Source organism: Chryseobacterium ginsenosidimutans (assembly GCF_024807225.1).
Taxonomy (GTDB): Bacteria; Bacteroidota; Bacteroidia; order Flavobacteriales; family Weeksellaceae; genus Chryseobacterium; species Chryseobacterium ginsenosidimutans.
On record NZ_JANUCO010000001.1, the window covers coordinates 3,113,151 to 3,138,371 of the forward strand.

The window sequence follows — 25,221 nt, forward strand, 5'->3', positions numbered from 1 at the left end:
AGTGAAACTTTTTTCATAAATTTGAGTCCTTAAAAATATTATTCTGTGAGTGAAGGTAAAGACATGTCCTTTCTTGGGCATATTGGAGAATTAAGAGGTCATCTTGTACGTTCTATCATTGCTATTATAATTGCTGCTTTTGTTGTAGGCTTTAATATCAACTGGATTATGGATCATATCTTTTTTGGTCCTACAAGAAATGATTTCCCGACCTTTCATGTGGTTAACCATTTTTCCAGAATGATTTTGGGCGAAGACAGTATTCACCTTCCAAAAGACTTCCCTGTTCGTGCCAGCAAGCTCTATCAGCAGTTTAATGTCATGATGGCGGTTTCTATTTTTGGTGGAATTGTAGCCTCTTTCCCTTACATTGTCTGGGAACTTTGGAGATTTATCGGTCCTGCTTTGCATCCGAAAGAAAGAAAAAACTCGATATTTATCATCAATGCCGTTTGGATTCTGTTTATGACAGGCGTTTTATGCGGATATTTTTTAATCCTTCCATTTGCTATTAATTTTGGGGTTATCTTCAAAATTTCAGATATTATTATTCCGCTTTACGATTTAAGCGACTATACAACCCTATTTTTACAGGTAATTTTAGGGATGGGTGTTATTTTTCTTTTCCCTATTCTTATTTATTTCCTTACAACGATCGGAATTCTGTCACCAAAATTCATGCGTACTTACCGTCGTCACGCCATTGTTTTAATTATGGTTGTTGCCGCAATTATTACTCCTGCCGATGTTTTGAGTATGATAATGGCAGCTTTCCCATTGCTTTTACTGTATGAATTCAGTATTTTAATGTGTTCTTATACCTACAAAAAAGTACAGAAAGCCGCTGGAAACTTACCCGTTGTTCAGAAATAATTGATAAAATTTTTTTTAAAGTTTAAAATATTTTCCCGTAGATTCATTCTGCGGGATTTTTTTTTGGAGCTATTTGACTTCGTCGAATTGTACTTTTATTATTTTTTAAGGAGCTATTTCCCGCTTTCCGTTGCAATCTTTTTTTGCAAAAAAGGATTTTCTCTTCAATCGGGGCTAGGATTTTTGTCGTTTTTTCAACCTTTCAGACTAATTCAACATTCTATTTGTACCATAATTATACTTAAATTATACTTAGCGTAATCCTTGACAAGGTTTAAAACCTTGTCAAGGATCATAAAACCACTCCCTCCAAAACAGGCGAATTCTTACCTTATACATTTTAAAAGTGAAACACTGGAATGTCTTCTAAAAATGTAACAAACTTTTATTTCTGTCGTCTAATCCGAAAAAGATGGTAATAATTTAATTTTCTAAATTTTACAATCGATTAATTTTTTAATTTTAGCAAATTAATTTTAATTTCAAATGAAAAAGCTTTCGTATACCATATTATTTGCTTCAGGATTAGCTTTCGGGCAATTCTTCGAAAAAGATAAAGTTTTTACCAAACAAGATACTTTAAAAGGTTCTAACACCCAATTTCGAAATTTTTGGGATGTAAAGAAATATGATCTTTCTGTAGAACCCGATTTTGCTCAGAAAAGCATTAAAGGAAACAATAAAATTAGTTTCGAGATCATCAAAGACGTTACAAATCCTACTTTCCAGATCGATCTTCAACAACCGATGAAAGCCGATAAAGTGGAAGCAAGTTTTCCTATAGCCGATTCTAAACAGGATGGTGATTTTATCTGGATTAAAACCAATAAAAGCTTTAAAAAAGGCGAAAAATATACGATTGACGTTACCTATTCCGGAAATCCTACGATTGCAAAACGTGCGCCTTGGGACGGTGGCTGGGTTTTTACAAAAGACGAAAAAGGAAATCCTTGGATGAGCGTTGCCGATGAAGGAATCGGAGCTTCTATCTGGTTGCCTACAAAAGATATCTGGAGCGATGAACCGGATAACGGAGTCGTGATGAAAATTATTACCCCAAAAGATTTAGTGGGTGTAGGAAACGGAAAATTAATCGAAAAGAAAGCGGAAGGCGATAAAATGGTATATACTTGGGAAGTTAAAAACCCTATTAATGCCTATTCCATCATTCCGAATATCGGGAAATATGTGAATTTTAAAGACACTTTCAATGGAGAAAAAGGAAAACTGGATTTAGATTATTGGGTTATAGATTATAATTTAGATAAAGCTAAAAAACAGTTTCAGCAGGTAAAACCAATGCTCTCTGCATTTGAATATTGGTTCGGACCGTATCCTTTCTATGAAGATTCTTACAAATTAGTCGATTCGCCATATCTGGGAATGGAACATCAAAGCAATGTTGCTTACGGAAACGGCTACCAAAACGGTTATATGGGACAAGATTATTCCGGAACGGGAGTTGGTTTGAATTGGGATTATATTATCGTTCACGAAAGCGGTCACGAATGGTTTGCCAATAATATTACCGCGAAAGATCAGGCAGATATGTGGGTTCATGAAGGTTTTACGATGTATTCTGAAGTTCTTTTCACCGAAAGATATATGGACAAAAAATCTGCAGATATTTATGCACAGGGAATTAAACACGGTATCGAAAATGATGTTCCTATCATCGGAAAATATGGGGTAAGAAATGAAGGAAGTGGCGATATGTATCCTAAAGGCGCAAGTATGCTTCACACGATTCGTCAGGTGATTAATAATGATGAAAAATTCAGGCAGATTTTAAGAGGAATCAATAAAGATTTTTATCATCAAACGGTAACAACGGAGCAAATTGAGAATTACATTTCAAAAAAATCAGGAATTGATTTTTCAAGTGTATTTAACCAATATCTGAGATCTACAAAGATTCCCACTTTAGAATATTCTCAAAAAGGTGGGGAGCTGAAATTCCGATATACCAATATTGTTAAAAACTTAAAACTTCCGATTATCATTGAAGGCATCACCATTACTCCGACCGAGCAATGGCAAACCGTAAAGCTGAAGAAAGGCAGTCCGGTAGAATTTAACACGAATTATTACATTGATTATAATAAAGTTCAATAATTTATAAAAAGGGCAAAATCGCTAAAATGGTGATTTTGCCCTTCTTTTTTTAGTCTTTTTTTGATTTTGCAATGTAATCTTTAAAATTTTAAGAAAAGTTTAATACAACATTTCGTAACAAATTTACTTTTTCAGCAACTATTTAACTATAATTTGACTCAATGAAAAAAATAGCACTAAGTTTAGGAGTTTTAACGACCTTTTTAGTTAATGCTCAATCCATTAAAACGACCATCGATCTTGTGAACGTAAAAGACGATAAAGTTGCCGTAACAATGGAATTCCCCAAGATGAAATCTGGAGATGTGAAATTCCACTTTCCTAAAACTGTTCCCGGAACGTATTCTATAGACGACTATGGAAGATTCGTGGAAGGCATTAAGTTTTTTGATAATAAAGGAAAAGAATTGACTTTCACAAAAGTGAACGATAATACCTATTCATTAAAAAATGCTCAAAATTTAACTAAAGTTACTTACTTGGTTAATGACAGTTTTGATGATGAAATGGACACTTCAAAGCACAAAGCGGTATTTTCGCCTTCAGGAACGGATATTGAACAAGGGAAAATTTATCTTGTCAATACCCACGGTTTTGTAGGATACATCGACAATATGCAGGATGTTCCTTATCAATTGGTGATTCAAAAACCGACTGATTTCTATGGAACAACAGCTTTGGTTGACCAAGATAAATCTGAATCTACAGACACTTTTGTATTAGCAAATTATGCAAAAGTAACCGACTCTCCGTTAATGTATTCAAAACCCGACTATATCACTTTTAACGCGGGAGGTATGGATCTTGTTCTGGGAGTTTATTCTCCGACAGGAAAGTATAAAGCGGCAGATTTTAAAGATAATTTAGAAAAAATGGTCATGGCTCAAAAGAAATTTTTGGGTGACATGAATACCAATAAAAAATATGCGATCATGCTTTATCTTTCGGGAACGGGTGAACCGCAGATTAAAGGTTTCGGAGCCTTGGAACACCACGAATCTACAAGTGTTGTATTGCCTGAAATGATGCCTAAAGAAGCGATTGACAAGACTATTACCGATGTTGTTTCTCACGAATTTTTCCATACGGTGAATCCTTTGAAGACGCATTCGGAAGAGATTCATTACTTCGATTATGCAGATCCGAAAATGTCTCAACACCTTTGGATGTATGAAGGCGGAACGGAATATTTTGCTAATTTGTTCCAGATTCAGGAAGGTTTAATCAATAAAGATGAATTCCTTCAAAGAATGAACGAAAAAATTACAAATTCTAAGAACTACAACGACACCATGCCTTTCACGGTGATGAGTAAAAATGTCCTTCTGGATGAGTACAAAGATCAATACAGAAACGTATACGAAAAAGGAGCGCTTTTGGCGATGTGTCTTGATATTGAGCTAAGAAAACTGTCAAACGGTGAAATGGGTTACCGCGATATGATCAGAAAATTATCTCAGAGATTTGGTGAAAATAAGCCGTTCAAAGATGATAAATTAATCGATGAACTAGTAACTGTTACAGGATATCCTCAAGTGAAAGATTTCTATAACAAATACATTGCAGGAAGTCAGCCGACACCTTACATCGAATATCTGAATCAGGTAGGTGTGGAAGCGAAAAAACAGGAAACTCCGCCGATTTTCTGGTTTATTAAAGATCCACAACAAACGGGTTATGATGATAAGGATAATGCATTTGTATTTGATGAAAGTTCAGCATTGTCGCCTTTTTCAAAAAGTATAGGATTTAAAATTACAGATAAAATCGTTGCTTTGGACGGAAAAACCATCAATATTCAGAATATCCAAGCTTTTATTGAATATGCAAAAACAATTAAGGACGGACAAAATGTAACGGTAACAGTTTCTAAGAAAGAATGGTGAGAAAACCGATAAAATCGACCTTAAAGGAAAAGCTGTTCTGGATAAAATGACAGTGGAAACTCTTGCATTTAAGACTAATCCAACTCCTGCAGAACAAAAACTTCAGGATCAATGGTTAACCGGAAAGAAATAAGTAAAAATTAATAATAATTGAGCGGGGAATTTTCTCCGCTTTTTTTGTTTTTAAACATATAGCTGAAAATGTTATTTACCCAAAATATAATTTATAATTAGTTAAAAATTTTATCTTATAAAGTAAATTACAATTAAAAATATTTTAAACGAACTGATTTTATCTTAAAAAAAACAACAATATTAATAATTTTTACAGCAAAACAACATGAAAATATAAATTATTATAAAATTAGCAGCCGAAATAATAAAAATATTATATTTGAATTACAAATTTTTAAATACAAAATAAAATGAAAGAACTTTCAAAAAACGAAATGGAAAAAACTAAAGGTGGATTAGTTTATGGTGCAGGAAATAGAGTCTTAAAGGATGTAGTCACATATTATGGATATGCAGGAAATCCTTGTAAATATAGTAAGTATATAACCAAAAGATATACAGATGGCTCATATGAGACTTATAGTATTATTGGGACTTTAGTTGAATCCTGTTATGTTTAAAAGAATAAGGTTGTCTAAATAGGCAACCTTAAATTTGATTAATAATTAGTTCTGTATTTTATGTTATACTTTTAATGACAATTCTAAAAGTTGTTCCCTTTCCAATTTCTGTCTGTGCAATTTTAATCTCTCCGTTATGATATTCCTGAATTACCCTTTTTGCGAGTGACAATCCCAATCCCCAACCTCTTTTTTTGGTTGAATAGCCCGGTTTAAAAGCATTTCTTGCCTGCTGCTTCGTCATTCCGCTGCCGTTATCCTGAACTTCGACTAAAATATTTTTATTTCTCTCAAAAACAGACATGGAAATCGAACCTTCTCCTTTCATTGCATCCACAGCGTTTTTTACGAGATTTTCAATTACCCAGCTCATCAGAATTTTATTGTGCGGAACAGAAATTTCATAGTTCGGAAGATGTAACCCAAAATTGATCTTTCTTGAAATTCTTGTTTTTAAATAATCATAATTCTCCTGAATCGTTGCATTAAAATCTCGGTCATTAAGTTCCGGAACAGAGCCAATTTTAGAAAACCTTTCAGAAATAGTCCTTAGTCTTTCAATATCTTTTTCAATCTCATGAACTCCTTCAGAATCAGGATCGTCGAGCTTCATAATTTCCATCCAGCCAATCATTGATGATAACGGAGTCCCGATCTGGTGCGCTGTTTCTTTCGCCAGACCTGCCCAAAGATAACCTTCGTCAGTCTTTTTAACTGTTCTGAAAAACCAAAATGAAAAAAGAAAATAACTTAACAGAAATAAACCTAGCAAATAAGGTGAGTATTGAAGATAATTCAACACTTTTGAATTGTCATAATATACAAACTGTCTATTTCCATTTGCAATCTTGAGTTCAATAGGCTTGTATTTTTTTTCCATACTTTCCATTAAACTTCTTAGCTTTTCTGGACTTTCTATTATATCTTCAGGAATATTTCGGTAAAAACCTAATTCTAATATAGGCTTCTTATTTTTGTCAGTTACAATAAAAGGAATTGTATTATTAGAAGCATTAATTGTGAGAATAAGCTCCTGTAAATCTAAACTTGGATTAACTTCCTGTTGAAATTTCAGAGCAGTCACCAAAATATCCACCCTTTTGACCTCTTCTTTTCGAAGAAAATTAAAAAGAATAGTCGACGCAATAACGATGGTTAATACAACAATCGTCATCAAAACAAAAATGATCCAGTTATTTAATCTTGAAATTATGGATTTTTTCAAAGTAATTTATTTTAAAACATTCAGAATTTTCTGCAGCTCTGTGCTTCCGCTTCCCTGATAATTGTTAATAATGATTGAAAATACATATTTTTTTCCATCTTTCGACGTGTGATAGCCTGCAAAAGATTTGGTGTCTTTCATGGTTCCGCTTTTCATTTTCATTCCGTTGTCCTGCGTTGGAAAACCATCGTAATAAGTGTCGAACCAAGGTTGTTTTTTGGCGTATAATAAAGCCTGAACTTCGGCTTTTGCAGCCACATAATTTTGTGGTGAAAGTCCGCTTCCGTCAGCAAAATTAATCATATTCGGATTGATTCCTTTTGATTTCCAGAATTCTTTCAGAAACGCTACTCCACTTTTAAAACTCGGGTTTCCTTTTTTCTCTTTCCCTAATGTTTTGATTAAAGTTTCGCCATAAAAATTAATACTTTTCCTCAAAAACCAATACACAATTTTATCTAAAGTCGGAGATTCGTACGTAAGAATTACATTACTTTTCGGAACTTCAAGCGGCTTCTTTCCTTCAATTTCAAGCTGAGAATTGGTTACTACTTTTCCTGCAAATTCAATTCCTGATTCTTTTAACCATTGTTGCACTTCCGCTCCTAATTGTAATGGAGGATTGGGTACAGAAACCTGAAACAGTAACGGTTTTTGCGGGTAAAGTTCCATTAATTAAAGCCACATTGGAATGCGGTGCCGTAAAAATCAGACTTTGATCTGAACTTCCCCCAACTTTCACATCATTCAGCCAATTAATGCCTTCCAAAGGATAAGAAAAACTCTTGAATTCTGTTCCGTTCATGTTGATATCAAACTGATTTTCACGCCAGTTGATTCCCCAAACTCCTGCACCGTAATAATTTCCCAAATCATCCCACGGCCAACCTCCCGGAATTGTCTGATGATCGAAATAAGAATCATCAATAACAAGATCACCCGAAATCTTTTTAATTCCTGAATTTTTTACGGCTTCAATTAATTTTTGTTTAAAATTTTCAGGTTTATAAGCATCATATCTCCAGCTTCCCAATGTAGGATCTCCGGTGGAAGTGATGAAAAGATTTCCGTTCAGATTTCCTCCCGAAATACTTCCCGAATAGCTTGAAGTTGTTTTAAATGTATAATTCTTCCCCAATGTTTCCAACGCTGCAGCTGCGGTAAATATTTTCTGCGTAGAAGCCGTAGAAAGCCCTTTATTTCCCTGATAATCGTAAATTAAATTACCATTTTCATCAGAAACATAAAATGATAAACCAGACGAAATTGCTCCCGAAGAATCCATCAGATCTTTGGTTGCAGCCTCCAGTTTTTGGGTGATATTTTGAGCAAAAATAATTTGCGTTGATAAAGTAAGAACAGCAAATGCCTTTTTCATTGTGTTTAATTCTCTTGTAAATTCAATTATCTGTTTAAATGCTTCGACAAGCTCAGCATGACATTCCTAATACTAAACGTTTTTTATTAGCAATTAATTGTTAACATTGTCATGCTGAGCCTGTGGAAGCATCTTTAAACCTTATTCAAATATAATTAAATTAAAAATTATAGTTCTGAACCCGTTTCAATCTCGTAAGGTTCTTTATCTTTTTCGAAAATTCTTGTGAGTTCATTTCCTTCTACCGTAATTTTGTTTCCGATTTTTCTGATCCAGTTTCCTTCGCGAAGTCCTACAACTTTCAAGTCATTTTGCGTTAAAAATTCTTTAATTCTTGTTTCTCTCGTTTCTCCGTTATGCTTCAAATCCGGATTTGGATCTAAATAATGTGGATTTAAATTGAAAGGAACCAATCCCATACAATCAAAACTCGGCGGATAAACGATCGGCATATCGTTCGTGGTTTTCATGTTTTGTCCGCCGATATTGCTTCCTGCGCTGCATCCTAAATAAGGTTTTCCGCTTTCTACATTTGATTTTAAAACCGACATTAAACCTTCTTCATGTAAAGTTTTAACTAATAAAAAAGTGTTTCCGCCGCCTGTAAAAAAACCTTTTGCGTTGTTTACGGCTTCAATTTTATCTTCAAATTCGTGAAGACCTTTTACTTTAATATGGATGGTTTCGAAGAAAGAACGTGCTTTTGCAGTGTATTCATCATGAGAAATTCCGCCTGGTCGGGCGAAAGGGACAAAAATTATTTCGTCGATTCCTTGATATAATTTAATTAATTCTTCTCTTAAATATTCTAAATATTCTCCACCAAAAAGTGTGGAAGTCGAGGCTAATATAATGTTCATAAAGAGAAATGGTATTGATTATTAAAAATAACAGTTGATATACAAAGATAAACTCAAACATTGACGAATCAAAAATTAAGCTAAAAAAAACACTTATCCCGTTAATATTTTCTAAAAAACCTTAAAGCTTCTAAAATTTAAATCTTTGTGGAATTATTATTGAACTTTAGAAATTAGAAATTTTAAAAAATATAAGATTATGAAAATGACTAAAATGAATATCAAAAATCTGTTTTTAGGTTTAATGCTTGTTGGAGGTGCAAGTTTTGTACATGCACAAACGACTCAAACAGATACCGCAAATATGGCTGCTACAAGCCAATCTGCCAATCCTACGATTGATGGTCTTAAAAAACAAATTGAGACCAATCCAAAAGATACTGAAGCATTAGCAAAACTTGCAGGAGCTTATCAGGACGCTTCAGACTGGACAAATGCAGTGGATACATGGAAAAAAATCTCTGTTTTGTTACCGGATTGGGCTCCGTCATATTACAGTCAGGCTTATGCCTATCAATCTGCTAAAGATGATGCCAATGCAAAGCTTTCTTATGAAAAATATATAGCTACTGTAAAGCCTGAAGAAGTGGAACAAAGTAAGAAAAATCTGGCATATGCCTATTTCTATATCGCTTTCGCAGAACAGCAAAGTGACCCTGCAAAAGCCAAGGAACATATTGCAAAATCTATACAGTATGATCCTACCAATCAGGATGCTGTAAAACTTAACCAAGTTTTAAATTCATAAAATAAAATCCGGAAAATGTTTCCGGATTTTTTTGTTTTAATTGATATTCTTGCCGAAAAAATCGGTTTCACCATGTAAATGACGGATGATTTTTTGAATATTTCTGTTGATACTTTCTTCGGTTTTAAGATTGTTAATATATCTGATTAATTCTAATTTTCTTGAAGAAATCAGGTTTTCAAAGTTGGCAGAAGCCACCGGATTTTCATTAATCGCTTTCTCTAATTCTGGATGAATGGAAATCGTTCTGTCGGAATCATCAAATTCAACAGAAACCTCGATCATTTCACCGATTCTTTTGGGTGAATTTTTCAGCATCGTCAAATTGATGTATAATCGCCATTCTCCTAAATATTTCATCAGATTTTGCTTAAATTCTTTACCATTTACAGTTCCTTTCACCGGAATCGGGCTTTTACTCTTCCTTGATTTCTCGAAAATTTGATTTAAAATTTCTTCAGGAATGAACACAAAAGGATTGATGCCGATGATTTCTAATTTTGCTGTGAAGTAGTTTTTCATTATTTATAAAATTAAGAATTTATTGTTTTATTGAGTAAACTCCTATTATGTATTTTTTTTATTTCCCACGGATTGCACAGATTTTCACGGATTATTGTGTTTTATTTTGATTTGTATTGATCATGTTTTATAGAGTATTATTTTTTCTTCTATGACTTACCTGGAATTAAATAACGATTTCAAAATGAGAAACTTAGCCATGCCAAGATTTAAAATCTTGACATGGCTTCGGCTATATAGAAAGATTAATGTCCAAATTTTCTACAGAATGACAACTCCTTGTTTATTTCCAACTCTTGAAAGAACAACAAAAATCCTAGCCCCGATTGCAATGAAAATCCTTTTTTGCAAAAAAAGATTGTAATGGAAAGCGGGAAATAGCTTCAAAAAAAATATATTTTTATTTCCCACGGATTTCGCAGATTTTCACAGATTATTGTGTTTATTGAATTTATATTGATAATGTTTTATAGAGTTTTATTTTTTAACTCATCCTTTCAAAAAGAGGGAAATTTTCGCTTCTCGAATATTGGTTTAAATTTTAGACTTGAAACTCAAAACCCCGAAACGGGAATCCCGTATCTCAAACCTCGTAACTCACCCCCAAATTAATTTCCCACACAAAATGGAATGTTTATCTTTGTATAAAATAAATCTGTAAAACAAATGAAATTTTTTATTGACACTGCTAATCTAGAGCAAATAAAAGAAGCTAAAGACCTTGGAATCCTTGATGGAGTAACAACAAATCCTTCATTGATGGCAAAAGAAGGTATTCAGGGAGCTGAAGCTATTAAAAATCATTATAAAGCAATCTGCGAAATCGTAGACGGAGATATTTCTGCTGAAGTTCTTTCTACAACGTACGAAGAAATGATTAAAGAAGGTGATGAATTGGCAGCAATTCACCCAAATATCGTAGTGAAAATCCCGATGATTAAAGACGGTATCAAAGCGTTAAAATATTTTTCTGACAAAGGAATCAGAACGAACTGTACCCTAATTTTCTCTGCAGGACAGGCTCTTCTGGCTGCAAAAGCCGGTGCAACGTATGTTTCTCCTTTCTTGGGAAGACTTGATGATATTTCAACTGACGGATTAAACTTAATCCAGGAAATCAGATTGATTTTTGATAACTATATGTATGAAACTGAAATTTTAGCAGCTTCTATCCGTCATCAAATGCACATTATCGACTGTGCTAAAATCGGAGCAGACGTGATCACTTCACCACTTCCTCCGATCTTGAGTTTGCTAAGACATCCATTAACAGACAGCGGATTGGCTCAGTTTATTGCAGATTCTCAGAAATTAGCATAAGGATTGATCCTCTTTTAGATATAATTCGGCGCGGAAACTTTGTTTCCGCGCCGAAGTTTTTATTTCAACAGATCAATCTCAAGAATATTATTGTCTTTCGCATTATCTTCTTTTACTTTTCTTTCGCGTTTGCGCATCATCTCTTCGATATCCAATTTATTTCCTTTTTCATCGGTCATTACAACTTTTTCTCCGCTTGAAAGTATTTGTCGCATTCCTTTTGTGGGATTATTACGACTGTCCAGGAACTGGTTTTTGTATTTATCTTGAGATAAAGAGATCAATGCTCCGAATCTTTTTTTATCGGTTTCACTTTTCCATTCTTCATCTTTTAAATCTTTAATCGCTTTTAAATTATAAAAATGAGAATTGGTTTTATCTTCAATTTTAACGATCAAACCAGGTAAACCATGAAATTTATACGGTCCGTCCTGAATAGGGATATCTGTAACAAACCAAGCCGTCCATTGTCGCCCTGCAAAATCTGCAACTGCTTTTTGTGTATTAAATTCGCCAATTTTCTCTTTATCCGGTAAAATTTTCCAGCTTAGCTTTCTTTCATCCGAGACTTTATAATCATCCATATCCAAACGATTGAAAAATAGAATATTGTAATCGGGATAAGATTTTTCAACAACATAAGAGATGATTCCGAACTTAATTTTAGTAAAATCTAAGTTTTGATTTTTAGACTGAACCTGAATTAATGAGTCTGAAATATAGCGATCGCGACTGTAAAATTTCGATCCTTTTTTAGAAATATCCAAAAACATTAATTCTGTTTTGGTTTCATCTTTTTTTGTTGAGTCTGAAATTAATTTATACTCATAAATAAATCGTTTATTTTGAGCATTCATCATTATTACTAAAAGGAATGCAAAGGAAAAAATTATCTTCTTCATTACTATTTTGTTTCGTTTTTAAGTTTAATTTTTATAATCTGTTTTATTTTTTGATTTTTAAAGATAATAAAAGAAAGCAGGATGAAAATAACTTTCACCCTGCTTTTCAAGAATATTTTTTGTTCTTATTTTACCAAATCCGGTTCGATAGGATTGTTATTTTTTGCTAAAGATTCCTTTGTTCTTTTTTCCATTTCTCTGAAAACCTGATTCGGATCTGAGATTTCTTTTCCGTCCGAACTTCTTACTTTAAAAGATACTTTTGAGTTTTCTGTATTTCCCATCATCATTTGTCTCATGTTTTTGGTAGGATCGTTCACATAATCTTTCCAGACTTTTTTGTACTGATCTTTCGTTACTTCAATTTCTTTTCCGCCGATTCCCATCACTCTTACGTTTCCGGGCATTTCCAGTTCTTTTTGTTCGGCAGGAGTTTCTATTTTTTTGTTTCCGACTAAAGTCATAATGTGTGATCCAGTTGTGTCTTCCAGTTTCACGATTAATCCCGGAAGTCCGTAGAATTTATACGGTCCGTCCTGAAAAGGAATATCTGTTGTGAACCACGCAATCCATTGTCTTCCACCGTAATCTGTGGTTGCTTTTTGAGCATTGTATTCCCCGATTTTCTGTTTATCGGCCAGGATTTTCCATACTGGTTTTTCCTCTTCTTTTACTTTATACTGGTCTGTAGAAACTCTTGTAAAAAGGTAAGTTTTAAAATCGGGATACGATTTCATGACTTTATAAGAAGTTGTTTCCGGGCTTTCTCTTCTGTTGACACTGATGCTTCCGCCGCCGCCTTTAATTTGTTTCTGAATTTCTGCCATCGAAGTAGAATCTGCCACAAATTTGTCTCGGCTGTAATAGTTTGATCCGTTTTTATCGATGTCCAAAAACATCATTTCCTTTTTCACGTCTTCTTTATTATTAGAATCCGGAATAGATTTGTATTCGTAAAAAAAACGATTGATCTGAGCGTTGGTAAGCACTCCTAAAAATAAAAAGAGTAAAATGCTATTTTTCATACGTTGTATTTTAAGTTTTTAATTGACCGTTTTAATGCCTAGAATTAATTTAAACGCAAAGATTTTTTGATAGCTAAATGCTTTTAAGTTATACAAAGACGTTCTACTTAAAAAAGGACACAAATTTCTTTACTTAAACATTTTAGGTGGAAAACGGATATTCAAATTAAGTTTAAATAAAAAAAGCTTTGTCAATAAGTTGGTTTAAAATTAAAAATTTGAGGTTTGAAATTTTATGTTTACTGACAAAGCCTATAATTGGAACTTTTTATAATTAATTTTTCGTTTCGATTCTTATTTCTCCCGAACTGTCGCCGTCTTTTGATCTTTTATTGACGTTCATATTCTTGATTTTATTCGGTTCCAAAGATTCAAGTTCTTGCTTTGTCACTTCTTTTCCGTCGATATAAAACTTCATGTTACTCATGTCTCCTGTATACTTTTTCATACCTTCACCTCCAATGATTTTAGCATTATTATTCATCGTCATTACTCTTACATTGTCGAATTTCATCGGCTTAAAAGTATTATTAGTATTGCCGTAAATGTATACTCTTCGATCACCATCTAAAGCTCTTCTTTCTGCATTCAACTTAGCTCTCTCAACTTCAAGTTTGGCTCTTTTTTCGTCTAATTTTGCACGTTCTTTATCAAGTTTAGCTCTTTTTTTGGCAGTTGCCTCATCGTCTTTTGCTCTTGATTCTGATATTTTAAACGTTTTTTCCATGTCCGGCGACCATTTCATATCTTTCATGTCTTTGAAAGTATATACTTTTACTTTAGATGCGTTTGGAGCATTCGGAGAACTTGGCGGCGGTGGTGGAGCATCTGGGAAATCAACATTTATTTCAGGAATATCAGGAATTTCTACATTCAGATCTTCCAATTCTCTTACTTTGTCTTTCCATTCTTTTGATTTAAAATAATCGTTGACATTAACATCTTTTCCGTCCATTCTGATGACCATCGCAGATTTTAGGAAATCCTGAGAACTTGCAATCTTTCCGATTTCTCCAGATAATTTTCCGATTTCTTCTAAATTCTTATTGTAATCTTTGCTTTCAGGTTTAAGATTTTTCAGGTTTTCGCTCTTTTCCTGAATTTTTTTACTCAGATCAGCAATTTTCTTATCATCTTCCGCTCTTTTGTACACTCTTGGAGTAACTACAACATGGTTTTTAGATGAATTTGGAGTGATCGTATCTTTTTTAATACTGATATGATTATCGTTTTTGATTTGAGAAACTGCTTTCTCAATTTCTATATTGGTTGCTTTAATTTCTGTATTCTTAGCATTTACCAGGTAAGCAAAAGCTACCGAAAATAGGACAGGCAATGCAAAAATTCTACGCGCATACCCGAATTTGGTGTTAGGTTTTTGTAACATTTTTAATCGTTTTTTAAGGTTTGAACTTAAGAACGGACTTGTCGCAGGCAACTGGTTTCCGGAAAAGTGGCTTGCTAAAAGCATCTGCGCAAATGCTTTTGTGTCCGATTGTTTTACGGCTTTTTTATCAGCCAGATATTCGTGAATTAAACTAATTTCTTTTTTAATGATATGAAAAAAAGGATTGAACCAGAAAATAGACGTAATGATCTCAATAAAGATTCTGTCGAATGAGTGTTTCTGCTCTATATGCACCATTTCGTGCTTTAAAATCTGCTTTCCGACTTCAGAATTCAACATGATGGAATTCTTCCAGAAAAGGTTTTTAAAGTAAGAAAACGGAGCTTCAGTAAGGTTTGTATGGTAAAAATTGATCCCATCAAAACTTTCTTTCTGAAACTGACTTTTAAGCTGTTGGATCCTGAAAATCCCGTAGATAAATCTTCCTAAAAAATAGAAAGAAGCCAATCCCAAAGCTGAAAAAATAATTCTAAAATAAATGTGGTCATTGTTTGAGTTTTTAGTTGTATTAAAATTCTGTACCTTATCTATTAGCTTATATATATCACTGTTTACTTCAATCGTGAAGTCTTCAACCTTTATTAAAGGAAGCAGCAACGATATGAGCATCGCCGACAAAAGATAAAATCTGTTGTAGTGATGAAATGTCTTGTCTTTTAAAGACAACTGATAATACAAAAACATTACACCAGAACATAAAATAACTTTTCCGAAGTATAGAAGTACAGTTTCCATAGTTGTTAGTTTTTCTTTTTAAGCTCGTCTAATAGCATTTGAAGGTCTTCTACCGTCATTTCGTTTTTTTCTACAAGGAAAGAAACGGCACTTTTGTAAGAACCTTTAAAATAATTTTTCACAAGACTTTTCATCGTTTTTCCTGAGTACTGCTCCTGAGAAATCAACGGAAAATACTCGTGCTGTCTTCCGTATACGCTGTAGTCTACGAATTCTTTTTCCTTCAGTACTTTCAAAATTGTAGAAACGGTGTTGGTGTGAGGCTTTGGTTCAGGGAAAAGATCAAGAACGTCCTTTAGAAATCCTTTATCCAGTTTCCATAAATATTGCATCACCTGCTCTTCCGCTTTTGTTAAAGTCTGAATTTTCATATCCTTTTCATTTTATCATTAATTGTGACATAAAATTTTCACTTAATTCTGTATCACTAAGAAATTAGTTATACAAATGTAGAAATAAAATCAATTGAAACAACTATTTTTTTAGTGATAAACTAAAAATCAATATAATCAATTGAAAATCAATTAAATAAATTTTATTAAAATATGTTAAATTTTTAACGTAGTCAATTTATTGCCTATTTAATCGATATAAAAATGTTTGATTACAAAAGAAATTCTTAAAACTTGTTAAATTTTATTAAATAAAATTAAAATCTATTTGTTTAAACCGAGAAATTATATTTATTTTAGTGCTTTAAAAATTTCTCATGAAAAGATATAATTTATTAATTGTACTATTATTACTTATTTTTAACATTACTACCGCTCAAAAGAAAGGTACTCCGGCTGCGGATTTCAGTGCGATAGGGCAGGCTAAAACCAAAATCGAAAATACAGTTCCTCTATCGATTAAGTATCTGAAAGAAATCAGCGAAAAAGAAAGCGACCCGAATATTCTTACGAACGGTAAAACCGCTTTGGCAAGAGAATACGGAACAGTGGAACTTGAATGGCGTCTTTACAGAGGAAACATGAACAACTGTATCCTGAACAATTCTTCTAAAAAAGCCAAAAAATGTATGGAATATCATACTTCAATGTTCAGAGGTACCTTGATTAATTATAACAACTACATCACAAACCTTACAAGAAAGAACGGATATCTTGGTGTAGAAGGTGATACGAAGTTTGAATTCAACCCTGCTGAAATCACTACAAAACTTAGCGAATCTTTCTTCAACGGAAACGACGCTGCAAACAGAATGAAAGGAAATCAGAAAAAAGAATTTATCGGTCAGACAATGGCAGATGATAATGCTCTTACGCCTTTCAATCAACTGGCTCAATAATTTTTTTAATTAAATGATATTTAAATCCCGCTTTTTATAAGCGGGATTTTTTTGTTTTTAATTATTAATCAGTCTTATTTAGTTCCTAAGAGTTTATTTAAAATTTCTTAATCCCAATAAACAAAGTTTAAAGCTATTAGTATATGAAAAAAAAGAATATAATGCTAAAAGTAGCGTACAATTAACTATATTTCACTCTAAATACAAGGATAAAAATTAATTCATAAATGTTTTTTAAAGAAAAATTTCAACTCATAAATGCTTTTAAAATATTATTATCATACAGATTAACAATGTTTTAGCAAATACCACTTTCCATAGTTGTGAATAAGAATTTTAATGTAATATTGTCAATAGATTGCAATCGAAAAAAATTAATCATTAACAATTTAAAAAATTAACATTTATGAAAAAAATGCTCTTTATTGTAGCTCTAGGAGTAGCTGGTTTAGCAAGTGCTAAAGGTAATGAAAAAGTAAACACTGAAAAGAAGGCAGAAAAGAAAGCCAAAACAGAACAGAAAGCACCCGTTAGACAGTGCGGTGTAGCAATTACATACTGGTCAGGAGGTCAGGTAATAGGTTACCAAACAGTTTATTCTGATCAGCCTGATTTAGGAAGTTGTCAGGCATGGCAAACAGGTGTTCAAGTTGCACTTTGGGCTTCAGGGTGGTTAGTGTCAAATCCATAAAATTTAAGTTGGTTTAACAGCCCTTCCAGCATACTGGGAGGGTTATAAAATTTTTAATATATGATTATGATAAGAATTTTTCTATTGATTGTACTTTTTATTTCTGGACATTATTTCTCACAACAAGTTCACGTAAAATATCTAAAAGTATTATCATCATATACAACAACTCATGAAGATTTGTATATAAAAAATAATCAAATAATTTCTATTCAGGATTCGATTATAACAGAAAACAAATTAACTGGTGATTGGACTATCGCTGTTAATTTAGATAAGGGAAGAAAACCAAACAAACAGTACTACGTCTCTGACATAAATAACGAATCAGAAAGAGATATCTTTTTCACTTCCAGTGTGGATAGTAAAGAATTCTTTATTTATGATAAAGTACCAAAACCTGAATGGAAAATTGAAAAGGAGACTAAAAAAATTCTAGGTTATAATTGCACTAAAGCAACAGCAATTTTCAGAGGATCAAAAGTAACTGCATACTTTACAAAAGAATTACCTTATTCTGCTGGTCCATTTAAATTTTATGGATTGCCTGGCTTAATCCTAGATATTAGAAACCGACAATAGAGATCATGATATTTGGAAGGCAGAATCAGTTAATATTGATGATAAAAGTGCAATTGTGTATAAGCCACAGTTTTTAAATAAAGAAAAAATAAGTTTGAAGGATTATGTTGCAGCGAAAGAAGCTCACATGAATAAAATATTTGCCAAAGTAACGGACAATTTGCCGAAAACAAGTGCCAAAGTTCAAGTAACAACCAGTCAACGATTTACGGTTGAACAAAAATATGAATGGGAAAATGAAGCTTCCAATTAGTTTTGTTTTTCATGTTATTAAATTTCTTGAATTCTTTTGAAGCAAATTCTTCAACATCTTTTATTATTTCTCAACCAATGGTATAAACTACACCAAAGGTTTCCACAGGAAAAACATTTAAGAGATTTATATTGTTTACTTTATGAGGAATAAAGCCATAGCCTTTAAAATAATAGATGCAATATTTTTGTCCCGTCGATATTTAAGTCCTGCTTTTTATAAGCGGGATTTTTTTGTTTTTAATTATAATTTCCCGCTAGGTTTGTCATCCTGAAACCTTCAAGGTTTTAAAAACCTTGAAGGTTTGATTTTAAACATACTCTAAAGTTTTTCATTTATTTTTCCTAAAGTTTGTCCAATAATTAAAATACGGTTGTCATAAAGGTATAACAATTTAAAATATACTTTTTTATGGAATCAAGAATCAATTTATTTGAAAAAGGAAAAAAAGCAATCACTCCGATCTTTGGAATTAATCAATACCTAAAACATTCTTCTATTGACAGACAATTGATGGAGCTGATTGATTTCAGAATCTCTCAGATCAACCAATGTGCTTATTGTCTTGATATGCACTCGAAGGAACTTCGTGCAATGGGCGAAACAGAACAACGTCTGTACGGACTGAGCGCTTGGAGAGAAACTCCGTATTTCACAGACAGAGAAAGAGCTGCTTTTGAATATGCTGAAGCAGTGAATGCTCTTCACGTTTCTGATGAAGTGTATGAAAACACAAAAAAGCAATTCTCAGAAGAAGAAATCATAGATCTTACGTTGGTGGTGAATGCAATCAATGTTTGGAACAGATTCAATATTGCTTTCCGACAAATCCCGGGAGATTATCAGGTAGGAATGTTTGGATAGAATATTGCTCCAAAATTTAGATTTGATTTAATAGAAAGAGAGCCATACCGTGGTTCTCTTTTTTCGTATTCTTTAGGATGTAAAAAGAAGTAAAAGTAATTTAATTCACGATTAGGAGAAATAAAAAAGAGGATTCCAAAATTTGAAATCCTCTTTAAAATAGTAGCGGGAACAGGACTCGAACCTATGACCTTCGGGTTATGAGCCCGACGAGCTACCTACTGCTCCATCCCGCGGTGTATCTTTAGAGTGCTTACCGAAAGCACTTAACTTAGTAGCGGGAACAGGACTCGAACCTATGACCTTCGGGTTATGAGCCCGACGAGCTACCTACTGCTCCATCCCGCGGTGTATTTTTAGAGTGTTTACCGAAAACACTTAGCTTAGTAGCGGGAACCGGACTCGAACCGATGACCTTCGGGTTATGAGCCCGACGAGCTACCTACTGCTCCATCCCGCGGTATATTTTTTAAAACGTTACCGACAAACGTTTAATTAGTAGCGGGAACAGGACTCGAACCTATGACCTTCGGGTTATGAGCCCGACGAGCTACCTACTGCTCCATCCCGCGATATTGGATTGCAAATGTACGAATATTTTTTGAAAATCCTAATTTTTCTTTTAAATAAAGGACTTTTATGAAAACTATTTTAATATTCGTATCTTTGAACTATGGCAAAGATACTGAAAATTTACCCTGACAATCCTCAGGAAAACCTTATCAATGAGGTTATTAAAACTTTAAATAACGGTGGATTAATCATTTATCCTTCGGATACAATCTATGCTCTTGGATGTAATATTTTTGATGTAAAAGCCATGGAAAAACTGGCTCAGATAAAAAAAATCAAGTTAGAAAAGGCCCAATTCTCTATAATTTGTAATGATCTCAGTCATCTTTCGGATTTTACAAGACCGATTGACACTTCTGTTTTCAGGTTTTTAAAAAGCCATCTTCCAGGACCTTTTACTTTTATTCTTGATGCCAATAAAAATTTACCGTTGGCTTACAAAGGTCACAAAACGATCGGTATTCGTGTTCCGGATCATCCGATTCCACAGTTGATTGTTGAAAAATTAGGACATCCGATTGCCTCAACGTCTATTAAAGATGATGATGAAGTCTTGGAATACTCTACAGATCCTGAACTGATCGCAGAAAAATATGATAATTTGGTGGATATCGTGATCGATTCCGGTTATGGAGATAACGTCGCTTCTACGATCGTGGATCTTACTTCCGGAGAAACCTGAGATTATCAGACAAGGAAAAGGAGATATTTAACTATCAACCAAAAATAATTAACTATCAATTTATATTGATTTGATGAGTCTGAACGGAAAACATTCTTTAGGAATTTTGCTTACTTTCGTGCTGTTGGCTTCGGCGATGTTGTATATTTTTCCTTTTATTAATACAATAACAGGAACTACAGCGGTTACGGCAGAAAAATTTTTCTATTCCAGAATTACTATCTGGTTGGTTTTAGCCATCACTTTTCTTTATAGTTTTTTCATTGAAAAAGATACTTTTCTACTTTGGAAAGACAAAAAATATTCAATCGGATTTTATGTAAAAGCTATTATAAGTTTATACTTAATTTGTGCAATTGGGGGAAGTTTTCTCAATCTTCTCATCAAACATATAACACACGAAAAAACCAGTGCTATCATTATCCGGCTTCTTTCAATTTTTAAAAACAATTATTTATTAATTATCTTTACATGCTTAACGGCGGGTGTTATAGAAGAGCTTCTGATGCGCGGTTATATGCAACCGAGATTGGAGAAAATTTACCAAAATCAGTATTTCGGGATCATAATTTCTGCCATTCTTTTTGGGATTCTTCACAGCACTTACGGAACGGTTGGTCAGGTTGTAGGACCTCTCTTTATCGGGATCGTTTTTGCAATGTTTTATAAACTTTATTCAAACATAAAAATATTGATAATCTGCCATTTTATGTACGATTTTATATCGTTAATGGTCATGAATTTTATTAATATTAAACATTTATCTGCATTTTAACATTATGAAAATAGTAACATCTCCTGCTAAATTAATGAACGTAGAAAACTCAACCGAACTGTTGAAATCTACCACCCCAAAATTCATTGAACAGGCGGAATTTATACAATCTTATTTAAAACACAAATCTCCAAAATACCTTTCCGAATTAATGGAAATTTCGTCAAAACTGGCAGACGAAAATTGGGAAAGAAACCAAAAATGGAAGGCAAAACCTACTGCCAAAGAATCTGCTCCTGCAATGTTTGCTTTTACAGGCGAGGTTTATAGAGGTTTGGATGCCAAAACACTGGATAAAACTGCGGTTGATTATCTGCAAAAAAATTATAGAATGCTTTCCGGATTGTACGGTTTGCTGAAGCCTTCTGACAAAGTAATGCTTTACCGACTGGAAATGGGAAGACCTTTTGTGTTCGATGAATACAAGAATCTTTACGAATTCTGGAGAGAAAAAGTAACGGAACAGCTTAATTCTGAAATGAAGAAAAATGAAATCCTTTTAAATCTCGGAAGTAACGAATATTTTAAAGTAATCGATCGTAAAAAATTGAACCACACTGTAATTGATTTTGATTTTTATGAATTAAAAGAAGGAAAACTTAAAACGATTGTGGTATATACAAAGCACGCAAGAGGTTTGGTCGTAAGATTCTGCGCGCAAACCAATGCTCAGAATTTGGATGACGTGAAAGCTTTCAATTATGAAGGGTACAGAATTGATGAGGAAAAATCTACCGATATAAAACTGGTTTTTACAAGATAAATGACGATTTCAGAATTTAAAATATACTTTAAAACAGAACTTTCCGAGTTGTATACAGATTCGGAAACTGTGTTTTTGTCATCTATTTTTGTTGAAAAAATTGCCGGATTCAGCAGTTTTGATCAAAGAAAACTTTCAGAGCAGGAATTAGCCGTTGATATTGAGAAAAAGCTTTTAGAAGTGATTTCAGAATTAAAAACCAATAAACCTTATCAACAGATTTTGGGTGAAACAGAATTCTACGGAATGAAGTTTTTCGTAAATGAAAGTGTCTTAATTCCACGTCCCGAAACGGAAGAATTATTGGAAATTGCAATTCAAAAAATTAACAATTCACAATTCACGAGTAATAAGCTAAAAATCCTAGACATCGGAACCGGAAGCGGCATTATTCCTTTGGTTTTAAAAAAATATTTTCCGCAGGCTGAAGTTACTTCGATCGATTTTTCAGAGAAAGCTTTGGAAACGGCGAGAAAAAATGCAGATTTTCATCAGCTGGAAATTAATTTTATTCATGGGGATTATCTGAATTTTGATTTTAACCAAAACTTTGAAATTATTATTTCCAATCCACCTTATATCGGAATCGAAGAAGAACATGAAATTGCCGATTCTGTAAAGGAATTTGAGCCGAAAATGGCACTCTTCTCTCCTACTTCCGATGCTCTGATTTTCTACAGAAAAATTGCAAAAGATGCTGAAAAACATCTAAATGAAAACGGACTATTATTTTTGGAAATCAACCAAAAATTAGGTTCTGAAACGTTGGAATTATATGTCGATGGTTTCTCTGAAGCAGAATTAATAAAAGATTTATCTGAAAATGACCGATTTATTTTCGGAAAAAAATAACTTTACTGAAAACTAAAATATGACCACAATCTCAAAGGAAAATAATTATTTAACACTGATAAACGTTTTCACCGTTGAGCCGGAAAACCAGCAAAAATTAGTTGATCTTCTCATATTAGCTACAAAAAATACAGTTCGTAATATTGAAGGTTTTATCTCTTCAAGTCTTCACAAAAGCCTTGATGGAACGAAAGTTACGATGTACGCACAATGGAAAAGCATTGAAGATTATCAAAATATGAGAAACAATTCTACAGCATCACCTTATCTGGAAGAAGCCTTACAAATCGCAAAATTCGATATGGGAATGTATAAAGTTGTAGAAACTTTTTTACCGGAATCTAAGTAAAATTTGCAATAAAACAATATTTTCAACGAAAATAAATAAGCTAATAAACCATTTAAATAAAAATTTAAACATAATGAAAAAATCATTACTTCTTTTATCTGTTTTTGTTTTATCAAGTAAAATCTACGCACAAAATCTTTTTCCGGTTAAATTAGACAATTGTAAAACTGATAAATTCTGTCTCGATTGCGGAGATACAAAAGCTGGATATAATGAAGAAGAATTTCAAAAACTGAATGAAAGACTTAATAAATCTCTTACTCTAAAGGGATTATCTGGTGGAATAAAATTTCAGGTTTTAGTAGATTCAAAAGGAAAAGCGTGCGTTTTAAGTCACACAGACCAATCAAATAATATTATTACCCAAACAATCATACAAGAATTAAACAAATTTAAAGCTTGGAATCCTGCAATTACTGATAATAAAAAAGAGGACAAAAGTTCTATTAATTTGGCTTTTCTAGTTAAAGACAATTCGATAAAAGGTGGTGTCGAAAGAGTGGATGTGGATGCTTTTAAAAAATCGTTTGACAGACCCACCAAACCGGAAATTTTCAACAAAAATTATAATTATAAAAACGAAAATTTAAAAAATTATAAAATCACTGTATGGAATTCGAAAAACTCTAATCTTCCTAATAATACAACAGATAATATCGCTATTGACAAAGATGGAATTGTGTGGTTGACTGTTGATGAAGGACTCGTAAAATTCGATGGTTCTAAATTTATAAATGCAGAACAAAATATTACTGATAAAGGAAAATATTTTTCTTATACGGCATTAGAATCCGACAATAGCAATACAAAATGGATCTACGCCGGCAATAATGTTTACAGTTACAATAATGAACAATGGACAAAATACGACCCAAAAGTTATGGGATTTGATCGTGCTAATGAAATTATTAATAACAAGAAAACCGGAGAAATATTTTTCTGTTCAAATGAAGCCATAACAATTCTTAAAGATGGAAAATGGTCTGCGATCAATCATGATAAAATCAAAGAGATGCCTGCAGGTATTATTTCATTTGCAAAAAGAGATGCCAAAAACAGACTTTGGATAGGCACTTTCAAAGGAACTGCCATGATTGACGAAAACGGTAAAGTAACAAATTTTGAAAATTCTGACACCGTATTGAAGGGAAAAACCATCACTTCTATGGACGAAGATGAAAACGGAAATTTATATTTCACTTTATATGAATTTAACAGGGCAGATAAATTAAAAGTGAATAATAACGAAGGAATTGCCATAAGATCTAATGATGGAACTTTTAAACAATTCACAACAGATAATTCCGGAATGCCTTTCAATCATACAAATTGTGTGGTTTATGATAAAAAAGAAAAAGTTATTTGGATTTCGACTGACAGAGCAGGATTGGTTCGTTACGATCTCAATGGAAATTGGGAAAACTACCACAATGAAAATTCAGAAATTCCTACCTCATATATTTCTACCATGAAAATGGATGATGAAGGAAATCTATATCTTGCTACAAGACAAGGTTTAGTGAAGCTTGAAAAAAAATAATTAACGATGCAAACCAAAACCCACGAAATCAACAATACCAAAATCGCAGAAATAATTTCTGATAAAATCATCATACAAAACGCTCAAGATGGTTTAGATCTTTTGGGAAATATGTATTACCAGGATTTCGATAAAATTATTATTTACGAAGAAAATATTACTCCGGAATTTTTTGATCTGAAAACAAAAATTGCCGGAGATATTCTTCAGAAATTCTCAAATTATCGTGTGAGATTGGCGATTGTCGGAGATTTCAGCAAGTATGAAAGCAACAGTATTAAAGATTTTATTTTTGAAAGCAATAAAATGAAGCACATTAATTTTGTTGAAAATTTAGAACAAGCCTTGGAAAAACTTTCACACTAAATCTTTAA

At 32.9% G+C, this 25,221-nt stretch carries 24 protein-coding genes, 4 tRNA genes and 2 pseudogenes; 18 read left to right on the top strand and 12 right to left on the bottom strand.

The window, feature by feature from the left end:
* Positions 1-45: 45 nt before the first annotated feature.
* The 4 genes from tatC (at position 46) to J3D55_RS14680 (ending at position 5,509) form a co-directional block, all read left to right on the top strand.
* On the top strand, positions 46-873 hold the full coding sequence (gene tatC, locus J3D55_RS14665; RefSeq protein WP_259132250.1) for a twin-arginine translocase subunit TatC: 828 nt from the start codon (positions 46-48) through the stop codon (positions 871-873).
* A gap of 486 nt (positions 874-1,359) precedes the next feature.
* On the top strand, positions 1,360-2,988 hold the full coding sequence (locus tag J3D55_RS14670; protein WP_259132251.1) for a M1 family metallopeptidase: 1,629 nt from the start codon (positions 1,360-1,362) through the stop codon (positions 2,986-2,988).
* A 161-nt stretch (positions 2,989-3,149) separates the two neighbouring features.
* On the top strand, positions 3,150-4,874 hold the full coding sequence (locus tag J3D55_RS14675) for a M61 family metallopeptidase (protein ID WP_259132252.1): 1,725 nt from the start codon (positions 3,150-3,152) through the stop codon (positions 4,872-4,874).
* Between the two features lie 425 nt (positions 4,875-5,299).
* On the top strand, positions 5,300-5,509 hold the full coding sequence (locus J3D55_RS14680; RefSeq protein ID WP_259132253.1) for a hypothetical protein: 210 nt from the start codon (positions 5,300-5,302) through the stop codon (positions 5,507-5,509).
* 58 nt (positions 5,510-5,567) lie between these two features.
* Here J3D55_RS14680 and J3D55_RS14685 read toward each other — a convergent pair whose 3' ends face one another.
* From J3D55_RS14685 to pepE, 3 genes and pseudogenes are all read right to left on the bottom strand, one after another.
* Positions 5,568-6,734 carry a sensor histidine kinase gene (locus J3D55_RS14685; protein ID WP_259132254.1) on the bottom strand — a complete coding sequence of 389 codons (1,167 nt, stop codon included), beginning with the start codon at positions 6,732-6,734 and terminating at the stop codon, positions 5,568-5,570.
* Positions 6,735-6,740: 6 nt separating this feature from the next.
* Positions 6,741-8,112 (bottom strand): annotated as a pseudogene (gene dacB / locus J3D55_RS14690) (D-alanyl-D-alanine carboxypeptidase/D-alanyl-D-alanine endopeptidase).
* A 167-nt stretch (positions 8,113-8,279) separates the two neighbouring features.
* Positions 8,280-8,972: a dipeptidase PepE gene (gene pepE / locus J3D55_RS14695; RefSeq protein WP_259132255.1), complete on the bottom strand. Its 693-nt coding sequence runs from the start codon at positions 8,970-8,972 to the stop codon at positions 8,280-8,282.
* Positions 8,973-9,171: 199 nt separating this feature from the next.
* Here pepE and J3D55_RS14700 point away from each other — a divergent pair, with 199 nt between their 5' ends.
* Positions 9,172-9,720 carry a tetratricopeptide repeat protein gene (locus J3D55_RS14700; RefSeq protein WP_259132256.1) on the top strand — a complete coding sequence of 183 codons (549 nt, stop codon included), beginning with the start codon at positions 9,172-9,174 and terminating at the stop codon, positions 9,718-9,720.
* Positions 9,721-9,756: 36 nt separating this feature from the next.
* On the opposite strand, the gene J3D55_RS14705 is transcribed toward J3D55_RS14700, so the two are convergent.
* Positions 9,757-10,242: a YdeI/OmpD-associated family protein gene (locus J3D55_RS14705; protein ID WP_259132257.1), complete on the bottom strand. Its 486-nt coding sequence runs from the start codon at positions 10,240-10,242 to the stop codon at positions 9,757-9,759.
* Between the two features lie 666 nt (positions 10,243-10,908).
* On the opposite strand from J3D55_RS14705, the gene fsa reads away from it, so the two are divergent.
* Positions 10,909-11,562, top strand: a complete 654-nt coding sequence (gene fsa / locus J3D55_RS14710) for a fructose-6-phosphate aldolase (protein ID WP_259132258.1) — start codon at positions 10,909-10,911, stop codon at positions 11,560-11,562.
* A 59-nt stretch (positions 11,563-11,621) separates the two neighbouring features.
* Here fsa and J3D55_RS14715 read toward each other — a convergent pair whose 3' ends face one another.
* The 4 genes from J3D55_RS14715 to J3D55_RS14730 all read right to left on the bottom strand — a co-directional run bounded on the left by J3D55_RS14715 (position 11,622) and on the right by J3D55_RS14730 (position 16,003).
* Positions 11,622-12,464, bottom strand: coding sequence for a GLPGLI family protein (locus J3D55_RS14715; RefSeq protein ID WP_259132259.1), 843 nt, complete (start codon positions 12,462-12,464; stop codon positions 11,622-11,624).
* 125 nt (positions 12,465-12,589) lie between these two features.
* Entirely contained in the window at positions 12,590-13,489 is a 900-nt protein-coding gene (locus tag J3D55_RS14720) for a GLPGLI family protein (protein WP_259132260.1), read from the bottom strand.
* Positions 13,490-13,763: 274 nt separating this feature from the next.
* Positions 13,764-15,632 (bottom strand): M56 family metallopeptidase, encoded by a 1,869-nt coding sequence (locus tag J3D55_RS14725; protein ID WP_259132261.1) that lies wholly within the window; start codon positions 15,630-15,632, stop codon positions 13,764-13,766.
* A 5-nt stretch (positions 15,633-15,637) separates the two neighbouring features.
* Positions 15,638-16,003 (bottom strand): BlaI/MecI/CopY family transcriptional regulator, encoded by a 366-nt coding sequence (locus J3D55_RS14730; RefSeq protein WP_259132262.1) that lies wholly within the window; start codon positions 16,001-16,003, stop codon positions 15,638-15,640.
* 338 nt (positions 16,004-16,341) lie between these two features.
* On the opposite strand from J3D55_RS14730, the gene J3D55_RS14735 reads away from it, so the two are divergent.
* The 5 genes from J3D55_RS14735 to J3D55_RS14755 all read left to right on the top strand — a co-directional run bounded on the left by J3D55_RS14735 (position 16,342) and on the right by J3D55_RS14755 (position 19,313).
* Positions 16,342-16,923 carry a hypothetical protein gene (locus J3D55_RS14735; RefSeq protein ID WP_259132263.1) on the top strand — a complete coding sequence of 194 codons (582 nt, stop codon included), beginning with the start codon at positions 16,342-16,344 and terminating at the stop codon, positions 16,921-16,923.
* A gap of 406 nt (positions 16,924-17,329) precedes the next feature.
* Entirely contained in the window at positions 17,330-17,614 is a 285-nt protein-coding gene (locus J3D55_RS14740; protein ID WP_259132264.1) for a hypothetical protein, read from the top strand.
* Positions 17,615-17,674: 60 nt separating this feature from the next.
* The gene (locus J3D55_RS14745) at positions 17,675-18,196 is read left to right on the top strand and encodes a GLPGLI family protein (protein WP_259132265.1); all 522 of its coding nucleotides are present in this window, start codon (positions 17,675-17,677) and stop codon (positions 18,194-18,196) included.
* A 55-nt stretch (positions 18,197-18,251) separates the two neighbouring features.
* A complete protein-coding gene (locus J3D55_RS14750; protein ID WP_259132266.1) occupies positions 18,252-18,449 on the top strand; it encodes a hypothetical protein in 198 nt (65 codons plus the stop codon).
* A gap of 411 nt (positions 18,450-18,860) precedes the next feature.
* Positions 18,861-19,313, top strand: coding sequence for a carboxymuconolactone decarboxylase family protein (locus J3D55_RS14755; protein ID WP_259132267.1), 453 nt, complete (start codon positions 18,861-18,863; stop codon positions 19,311-19,313).
* 163 nt (positions 19,314-19,476) lie between these two features.
* On the opposite strand, the gene J3D55_RS14760 is transcribed toward J3D55_RS14755, so the two are convergent.
* From J3D55_RS14760 to J3D55_RS14775, 4 genes are all read right to left on the bottom strand, one after another.
* A tRNA-Met gene (locus tag J3D55_RS14760) sits at positions 19,477-19,549 on the bottom strand.
* A gap of 39 nt (positions 19,550-19,588) precedes the next feature.
* Positions 19,589-19,661 (bottom strand) — tRNA-Met (locus tag J3D55_RS14765).
* Between the two features lie 39 nt (positions 19,662-19,700).
* Positions 19,701-19,773, bottom strand: a tRNA-Met gene (locus tag J3D55_RS14770).
* A 39-nt stretch (positions 19,774-19,812) separates the two neighbouring features.
* Positions 19,813-19,885: transfer RNA gene (locus J3D55_RS14775), tRNA-Met, on the bottom strand.
* A gap of 101 nt (positions 19,886-19,986) precedes the next feature.
* On the opposite strand from J3D55_RS14775, the pseudogene J3D55_RS14780 reads away from it, so the two are divergent.
* From J3D55_RS14780 to J3D55_RS14810, 7 genes and pseudogenes are all read left to right on the top strand, one after another.
* Positions 19,987-20,599 (top strand): annotated as a pseudogene (locus tag J3D55_RS14780) (L-threonylcarbamoyladenylate synthase).
* A 42-nt stretch (positions 20,600-20,641) separates the two neighbouring features.
* Positions 20,642-21,343, top strand: coding sequence for a CPBP family intramembrane glutamic endopeptidase (locus J3D55_RS14785; RefSeq protein ID WP_259132268.1), 702 nt, complete (start codon positions 20,642-20,644; stop codon positions 21,341-21,343).
* Positions 21,344-21,347: 4 nt separating this feature from the next.
* Positions 21,348-22,106 (top strand): peroxide stress protein YaaA, encoded by a 759-nt coding sequence (gene yaaA / locus J3D55_RS14790; RefSeq protein ID WP_259132269.1) that lies wholly within the window; start codon positions 21,348-21,350, stop codon positions 22,104-22,106.
* Positions 22,107-22,958, top strand: coding sequence for a peptide chain release factor N(5)-glutamine methyltransferase (gene prmC, locus J3D55_RS14795; protein ID WP_259132270.1), 852 nt, complete (start codon positions 22,107-22,109; stop codon positions 22,956-22,958).
* A 19-nt stretch (positions 22,959-22,977) separates the two neighbouring features.
* The gene (locus tag J3D55_RS14800; RefSeq protein ID WP_259132271.1) at positions 22,978-23,307 is read left to right on the top strand and encodes an antibiotic biosynthesis monooxygenase family protein; all 330 of its coding nucleotides are present in this window, start codon (positions 22,978-22,980) and stop codon (positions 23,305-23,307) included.
* A 73-nt stretch (positions 23,308-23,380) separates the two neighbouring features.
* Complete coding sequence (locus tag J3D55_RS14805) at positions 23,381-24,847, top strand: ligand-binding sensor domain-containing protein (RefSeq protein WP_259132272.1); 1,467 nt, start codon at positions 23,381-23,383, stop codon at positions 24,845-24,847.
* Between the two features lie 6 nt (positions 24,848-24,853).
* Positions 24,854-25,213, top strand: coding sequence for a DUF4180 domain-containing protein (locus J3D55_RS14810; protein ID WP_259132273.1), 360 nt, complete (start codon positions 24,854-24,856; stop codon positions 25,211-25,213).
* Positions 25,214-25,221 lie beyond the last annotated feature (8 nt).

Coding starts and splice junctions, on each gene's coding strand:
- J3D55_RS14670 (WP_259132251.1), top strand. CDS start 1,360: ATGAAAAAGCTTTCGTATACCATATTATTTGCTTCAGGATTAGCTTTC.
- J3D55_RS14675 (WP_259132252.1), top strand. CDS start 3,150: ATGAAAAAAATAGCACTAAGTTTAGGAGTTTTAACGACCTTTTTAGTT.
- J3D55_RS14680 (WP_259132253.1), top strand. CDS start 5,300: ATGAAAGAACTTTCAAAAAACGAAATGGAAAAAACTAAAGGTGGATTA.
- pepE (WP_259132255.1), bottom strand. CDS start 8,972: ATGAACATTATATTAGCCTCGACTTCCACACTTTTTGGTGGAGAATAT.
- J3D55_RS14700 (WP_259132256.1), top strand. CDS start 9,172: ATGAAAATGACTAAAATGAATATCAAAAATCTGTTTTTAGGTTTAATG.
- J3D55_RS14705 (WP_259132257.1), bottom strand. CDS start 10,242: ATGAAAAACTACTTCACAGCAAAATTAGAAATCATCGGCATCAATCCT.
- fsa (WP_259132258.1), top strand. CDS start 10,909: ATGAAATTTTTTATTGACACTGCTAATCTAGAGCAAATAAAAGAAGCT.
- J3D55_RS14715 (WP_259132259.1), bottom strand. CDS start 12,464: ATGAAGAAGATAATTTTTTCCTTTGCATTCCTTTTAGTAATAATGATG.
- J3D55_RS14720 (WP_259132260.1), bottom strand. CDS start 13,489: ATGAAAAATAGCATTTTACTCTTTTTATTTTTAGGAGTGCTTACCAAC.
- J3D55_RS14725 (WP_259132261.1), bottom strand. CDS start 15,632: ATGGAAACTGTACTTCTATACTTCGGAAAAGTTATTTTATGTTCTGGT.
- J3D55_RS14730 (WP_259132262.1), bottom strand. CDS start 16,003: ATGAAAATTCAGACTTTAACAAAAGCGGAAGAGCAGGTGATGCAATAT.
- J3D55_RS14735 (WP_259132263.1), top strand. CDS start 16,342: ATGAAAAGATATAATTTATTAATTGTACTATTATTACTTATTTTTAAC.
- J3D55_RS14740 (WP_259132264.1), top strand. CDS start 17,330: ATGAAAAAAATGCTCTTTATTGTAGCTCTAGGAGTAGCTGGTTTAGCA.
- J3D55_RS14745 (WP_259132265.1), top strand. CDS start 17,675: ATGATTATGATAAGAATTTTTCTATTGATTGTACTTTTTATTTCTGGA.
- J3D55_RS14755 (WP_259132267.1), top strand. CDS start 18,861: ATGGAATCAAGAATCAATTTATTTGAAAAAGGAAAAAAAGCAATCACT.
- J3D55_RS14785 (WP_259132268.1), top strand. CDS start 20,642: ATGAGTCTGAACGGAAAACATTCTTTAGGAATTTTGCTTACTTTCGTG.
- yaaA (WP_259132269.1), top strand. CDS start 21,348: ATGAAAATAGTAACATCTCCTGCTAAATTAATGAACGTAGAAAACTCA.
- prmC (WP_259132270.1), top strand. CDS start 22,107: ATGACGATTTCAGAATTTAAAATATACTTTAAAACAGAACTTTCCGAG.
- J3D55_RS14800 (WP_259132271.1), top strand. CDS start 22,978: ATGACCACAATCTCAAAGGAAAATAATTATTTAACACTGATAAACGTT.
- J3D55_RS14805 (WP_259132272.1), top strand. CDS start 23,381: ATGAAAAAATCATTACTTCTTTTATCTGTTTTTGTTTTATCAAGTAAA.
- J3D55_RS14810 (WP_259132273.1), top strand. CDS start 24,854: ATGCAAACCAAAACCCACGAAATCAACAATACCAAAATCGCAGAAATA.